We start from the raw sequence: 5935 nt of genomic DNA, 5'->3' as shown, positions 1-5935 counted from the left end.
GGATTGGGGGGCGATCCGGTCGCTCCGATCCGTTCCGGGGCCCGTGAGGGAACGATGCTCTTGCCCACACGCCGTCATTGCGAGCGCAGCGAAGCAATCCAGATTCTTTCCGTGGCGGCAGTCTGGATTGCTTCGCTGCGCTCGCAATGACGATGTTGAGACAGCCGTCCACTCTTACCCCCGGTGTCGTCCCGGCGAAGGTGTGGCGTCAGCTCGTATGCGGTGAGCAGCAGCCCTAATACGTGATCTTCGGCGGCAGCTTCTTGGCCTTGGCGATGATGTCGCCGACCGATTTTTCCGAGGGCAGGATGCGGACGAGCTTCTTCTTCTCGTTGGCTTCGCGCATGCTCTGGGCGAGTCTTGCCGGATTCCGATAGGCGAGCTCGCGCACGGTGGTGACGCCGGCGGCGCGCACCAGGCCGACCTTGGCCCGGCCCATCCCGGGAATGCGCATGTAGTCGGAGACGTTGGCCCATTCCAGGAGCTGCTGCTCGCTGATGCCGGTCTTGGCGGACAGCGCCTTGCGTCCCTTCACGGTCGAGGCCGCCTCGAGCAGCGCGTCGGTGGTGCGGATTCCCTGCGCCTTCAACTTGTTGGCGGCAAAGGCAGGCAGGCCCTCAATCTCGGAGATCGGATATGTCATGATACTCAATATGAAAAGCGTAGCTCAGGCAAATTGGCTGAGGCCCGGCGTCCCTGCGATGATCTTGCCCACCTGATCCGCTCCGATTTTGTCTCGGCCGAAGCGAAAAAGTTCACGGGCAATGTTCTGAATCTCGGACATGCCAAGTCCCAGGCCCATCAGGCGCGTGCCCACGGCCATCAGGCCGCCGCCCATCAGCCGCGACAGTCCGCCGCCGCTCCTGGACGCGTCGATCGCCGCTTCCGCGCCGGGAATATGACTGATCAGGGCTTCGACGTTCTCGGAAGGGCCCTCGCTGCGGAGGAAGCCCAGGATAATGCCGACGGTCTTTTCAGCGACAGCACTATCTATGCTGGCGTTTGTCGCCAGCCGCCCGATCAGCTCGTCCATAAGACCCCGCCCCTCAACCGGTTTGCATGCCGGAGTATTGCTTTCGAAAAACGATCTTGAGCCGGTGTGATGTGAAATACAAGGCGAACATGCGATTCGGCTTCGAACGCGCGAAAGGTGTTGCAGCGATGCAAGAGCGGAGATGAAAACAGCAGTAAATTACCGCGGTGCGAACGCGCCGTTCCTACTTTCGGCCGATGTCGTCCACTTGGTTTCCGACCATGTCGCAAGATCGGATCGTGTTTGAACGGTTTCAAACGGCGTGCGACATGCGGTAAACTGCGGAACCGGCATTTGAGTTTCAATACGCGAAACACGGCAGATGGATCAGAGAAAATAATGACCGCACAGGACAGCAAGCTCGGCGACACCGACGACAAGATTTTCGTCGGCAAGGGAGACGAGCAGGCATGGCTGACGCTGGCGCTCGCCAATCGCCACGGCCTCGTCACCGGTGCAACTGGAACCGGCAAGACGGTGTCGCTGCAAGTCATGGCAGAGGGATTTGCGCGCGCGGGAGTTCCGGTCTTCGCGGCCGACATCAAGGGCGACCTCTCCGGCATCTCCGAGGTCGGCGTGCCCGCGGACTTCATCGTCAAGCGCGCCACCGCGATGGGGCTGACGTTCCAGCCCGACCAGTTCTCGACGGTGTTCTGGGACGTGTTCGGTGAGCAGGGCCACCCGGTGCGGGCGACCGTCACCGAGATGGGGCCGCTTCTGCTCGCGCGCATGCTCGACCTCAATGACGTGCAGGAGGGCGTTCTCAACGTCGCCTTCCGCGTCGCCGACGACAACGGCCYTGTCCTGATCGACATGAAGGATCTGCGTGCGCTGCTCGATGCCATCGTGCCCGACAGCAGCAAGAAGGCGCCGGACGCCGCCGCGGATCCGCTTGCCGACATCCGCAAGGCCGCCCAGGGGTTTGGCAACGTCACCAAGGCCACCGTCGGCACCATCCAGCGCCAGCTGCTGGTGCTGGAGAACCAGGGCGCCACCAAGTTCTTCGGCGAGCCGGCGCTGACGCTGAAGGATTTCATGAAGACCGACCGCGACGGCCGCGGCATGGTCAACATCCTGGTCGCCGACAAGCTGCTCCAGAGCCCGCGGCTTTACGCGACATTCCTGTTGTGGATGCTGTCGGAGCTGTTCGAGGAGCTGCCCGAGGCCGGCGACCTGCCGAAGCCGAAGCTGGTGTTCTTCTTCGACGAGGCGCATCTGTTGTTCAACGACGCGCCCAAGGCGCTGATGGACAAGATCGAGCAGGTGGTCCGCCTGATCCGCTCGAAGGGCGTCGGCGTCTATTTCGTGACGCAGAACCCGATCGATGTACCCGACCGCGTGCTTGGGCAGCTCGGCAACCGGGTGCAGCACGCACTGCGCGCCTTCACCCCGCGCGACCAGAAGGCGGTCGCCGCTGCGGCCCAGACCTTCCGGCCCAACCCGAAGCTCGACACCGCCAAGGTGATCATGGAGCTCGGCAAGGGCGAGGCGCTGGTGTCCTTCCTCGAAGGCAACGGCACGCCGGCGATGGTCGAGCGTGTGATGATCCGGCCGCCATCGGCCCGGATCGGGGCGATCACGCCGGAAGAGCGCAAGGCGATCATGGATGCGAGCCCGGTGAAGGGCAAATACGACACCGCCGTTGATGAAGAGTCCGCCTACGAGATGATCCAGAAGCGCATCGCCGGCACCGCGGCGACCGCGGACGCTCCGGCCGACGGAAGCGRCGGCGGCATCCTCGGCCAGATCGGCTCGATTGTCGGCACCATCTTCGGCACCAATGTCAAGCGCGGCCGCCTGTCGGCCGGCCAGGTCATTGCGCGCGACGTGACGCGATCGGTGACCAACCAGGTGATCGGGGGGATGGCCGCTAATCTCGGCAAGTCGGTCGGCGGCCAGCTCGGCGGCTCGATCGGCCGCACCTTGGTCCGCGGCGCGCTCGGCGGCTTGCTGCGTCGGTAGGCAGACAAGCTGGATTTGGAGGCAATCCGCGCGCCGGCGCGGCCGCTTCGTCAAGGGTACAATTTCAGGTGAAGGACTGACCAACCGTCCGCCCGTCTGCTACGTGCTATGTCGCCGCCGGACTGGACCCTATTGTGAGCTCAATCGACTTGTTAGCCAAACCTGATACGCCGAGACGCCTGTCGCTGCGTGCGCCGCTAGACCTGCTCTTCCTGCTTTGCTGCTTCATCCTGGCCGCGGACGTCCTCGGTCCCGAGCTGTTCGGCAGGGGCAAGACCAAGGACTATGGGCTGTGGTACTGGGCCGGGCAGCAGGTTCTGAACGGGGGAGCACTCTATCCCGCCAACGCCGGTGGGTATTTCGAGTTCATCTATCCGCCGCTGCCGGCGATCCTGCTCGCGATTCCGAGCTGGTTCGGCAAGATCCCGCTCTACATCGTGCTGTCGGTCCTGAATGCGCTGGCGTGGTGGTACACCGGGACGTTCACCGATGTCATGACCGGCTCGGGTCGCAGGGCCGGTCCGTGGCTGGAGGCACTGCCGGTTTTCGTCACCGTGACCTTCGTGTTCGACATGTTCGATCTTGGCCAGCCCAACCTCGTGCTGCTGGCGATGATGCTCTACGGGTTCTGGAGCCTGCAACATCAGCGCGCCTGGCTCGCAGGCTTCATGTTCGCGCTCGCGATCGCCATCAAGGTGTTTCCGATCGCGGTGCTGCCCTATCTGGTCTGGCGGCGGAAGTGGGCCGCCGTCGTCGCGACGGTCGCCTTCACCGGCATCCTTCTCTACGTCGTGCCGGCGCCCATTCGCGGCTTCGAGCGCAACGCGGCCGAGCTTGCGACCTGGTATCAGGGCATGGTCGGGGCGAGCTCGGAAAAGGGCTTTGGCCAGCGCGACGAGCAGAACTGGTCATGGGTCAACCAGTCCATCATTGCCGTCACGCACCGCCTGGTCCGCCCGATCAACTACAATCAGGAGGATCCCGGCAAGCCGCTGCGCACCATGAATATCATCGACGTCGACTACAGGACGGCGAACTGGATCGTGCTCGCTGTGTCCGTGTTGCTCGGGCTCGGCTTCGTCGCGGTGATGCCACGGCAAACGCGGCGAACGGCGCGCTCGGATGCCGAGGAGCTCGGCATCCTGTTCTGCCTGATGACGGTGGCATCGCCCCTGGCGCGGCAATACTACTTCATGTGGCTGTTCTTCCCGATGACGGTGCTGATGCATCGTGCCGCCTTCGACGAACGGGCGAATGTGCGGCTGGGAACCTGGCTTGCCCTCGGCGCGGCCGGCTTGCTCATGCTGCTGTCGCTGCCGTGGTTTCCCACTGCCTTCCAGGCCTGGGGCAATAATCTCCTCGCCACCGCCATCCTCGCGGGCAGCCTCGCATGGCACATCCGGCATCCGCCGGTTGCGGCTAGCTCCGGCGCCCCGGCAGGGCTAAAACCCAAGATCTCTTGAAACCCAAGGCCTCTTGAGAAGACCTCTTGAGAAGCCATCTTGAGACTCAAAAGTCAGGAATCCGACCATGGCCAATGCGCAGCTTCAATCCGTGCTCGACCACATCGACAAGGATTTTGACAACAGCCTCGAGCGCCTGTTCTCGCTGCGGCGTCGCCACCGAAGTGAGGTCGACCGCCGGCCATCCCGCCATCGTCGGCAAGACCGGAGCGGGCGGACGGCCGCATGTGATCTTCTACGGCCATTACGACGTGCAGCCGGTCGATCCGCTCGACCTCTGGCATCGCCCGCCGTTCGAGCCTGTCGTCACCGATCATGCCGATGGCCGCAAGATCATCGTCGCCCGCGGCGCCGAGGACGACAAGGGCCAGGTGATGACCTTCGTCGAGGCCTGCCGCGCCTGGAAGAAGGTGACGGGCTCGCTGCCGATCGACGTCACCTTCCTGATCGAAGGCGAGGAGGAGGTCGGCTCGAAGAATTTCGTGCCCTTCATCGAGGCCAACAAGGACGAGTTCAAGGCCGATTACGTGCTGGTCTGCGACACCGGCATGTGGGACCGCAATACCCCGGCGATCACGACGTCGCTGCGCGGCCTGCTCTATGAGGAGCTGAAGATCACCGCCGCCAATCGCGATTTGCATTCCGGCGTGTTCGGCGGCAGCGCGATGAACCCGATCCGGGTGCTCACGAAAATTCTCGGCGGGCTGTTCGACGACGACAACCGCATCACCATTCCCGGCTTCTATGACGGCGTGAAGGATCTGCCGCCCGATATCCTGGAACAGTGGAAGAAGCTCAATCTCACGCCGGAGATGTTCCTCAAGCCGATCGGCCTGTCGATCCCGGCCGGCGAAAAGGGGCGGCTGTTGATCGAACAGGCCTCCTCGCGTCCGACTTGCGACGTCAACGGCATCTGGGGCGGCTACATCGGCGAAGGCTCCAAGACGGTGATCCCGTCGCATGCCTCGGCAAAAATCTCGTTCCGTTTGGTCGAGGGACAGGACCCCGCAAAGATCCGCAAGGCCTTCCGCGACTACGTGACGGCACGGCTTCCGGGCGACTGCAAGGTCGAGTTCGGCGACCATTCCGCCGCGCCCGCGGTCGCGCTCGACTGGAAGATGAAGCCGCTCGCCGCCGCCAGCAAGGCGCTGACGGAGGAATGGGGCAAGGAGACCGTGCTGATGGGCTCGGGCGCCTCGATCCCGATCGTCGCCGACTTCAAGCGTACGCTGGGGCTCGACTCGCTGCTGGTCGGCTTTGGCCTGGACGACGACAACATCCACTCGCCGAACGAGAAGTACGACCTCCGCAGCTTCCAGAAGGGCATCCGCTCCTGGGCGCGGATCCTCGCGGCGCTCGCGGAGGTGAAGTAGGGCGAGGGTCTATCCCCGTCATTGCGAGCGAAGCGAAGCAATCCAGAATCCCTCCGCGGAAACACTCTGGATTGCTTCGTCGCAAGAGCTCCTCGCAATGACGG

General features: G+C 63.7%; 4 protein-coding genes and 1 pseudogene. 3 read left to right on the top strand and 2 right to left on the bottom strand.

The genetic code is table 11. From position 1 onward, the window contains the following. Positions 1-235 precede the first annotated feature (235 nt). Both AC1D00_RS26750 and AC1D00_RS26745 read right to left on the bottom strand, forming a co-directional pair. Complete coding sequence (locus tag AC1D00_RS26750; RefSeq protein WP_027544157.1) at positions 236-643, bottom strand: DUF4332 domain-containing protein; 408 nt, start codon at positions 641-643, stop codon at positions 236-238. Between the two features lie 24 nt (positions 644-667). Beyond that, the gene (locus tag AC1D00_RS26745) at positions 668-1033 is read right to left on the bottom strand and encodes a DUF2267 domain-containing protein (RefSeq protein ID WP_135172529.1); all 366 of its coding nucleotides are present in this window, start codon (positions 1031-1033) and stop codon (positions 668-670) included. Positions 1034-1372: 339 nt separating this feature from the next. Here AC1D00_RS26745 and AC1D00_RS26740 point away from each other — a divergent pair, with 339 nt between their 5' ends. From AC1D00_RS26740 to AC1D00_RS26730, 3 genes and pseudogenes are all read left to right on the top strand, one after another. Continuing rightward, complete coding sequence (locus AC1D00_RS26740) at positions 1373-2995, top strand: helicase HerA-like domain-containing protein (protein ID WP_477012717.1); 1623 nt, start codon at positions 1373-1375, stop codon at positions 2993-2995. A 134-nt stretch (positions 2996-3129) separates the two neighbouring features. Continuing rightward, the gene (locus AC1D00_RS26735) at positions 3130-4458 is read left to right on the top strand and encodes a glycosyltransferase family 87 protein (RefSeq protein ID WP_477012716.1); all 1329 of its coding nucleotides are present in this window, start codon (positions 3130-3132) and stop codon (positions 4456-4458) included. Between the two features lie 67 nt (positions 4459-4525). Next, positions 4526-5831 (top strand): annotated as a pseudogene (locus AC1D00_RS26730) (M20/M25/M40 family metallo-hydrolase). Positions 5832-5935 lie beyond the last annotated feature (104 nt).

This window comes from Bradyrhizobium sp. P2_E8 (assembly GCF_056403875.1).
This window is presented reverse-complemented; position numbering and strand designations above follow the sequence as displayed.

Coding starts and splice junctions, on each gene's coding strand:
- AC1D00_RS26750 (WP_027544157.1), bottom strand. CDS start 643: ATGACATATCCGATCTCCGAGATTGAGGGCCTGCCTGCCTTTGCCGCC.
- AC1D00_RS26745 (WP_135172529.1), bottom strand. CDS start 1,033: ATGGACGAGCTGATCGGGCGGCTGGCGACAAACGCCAGCATAGATAGT.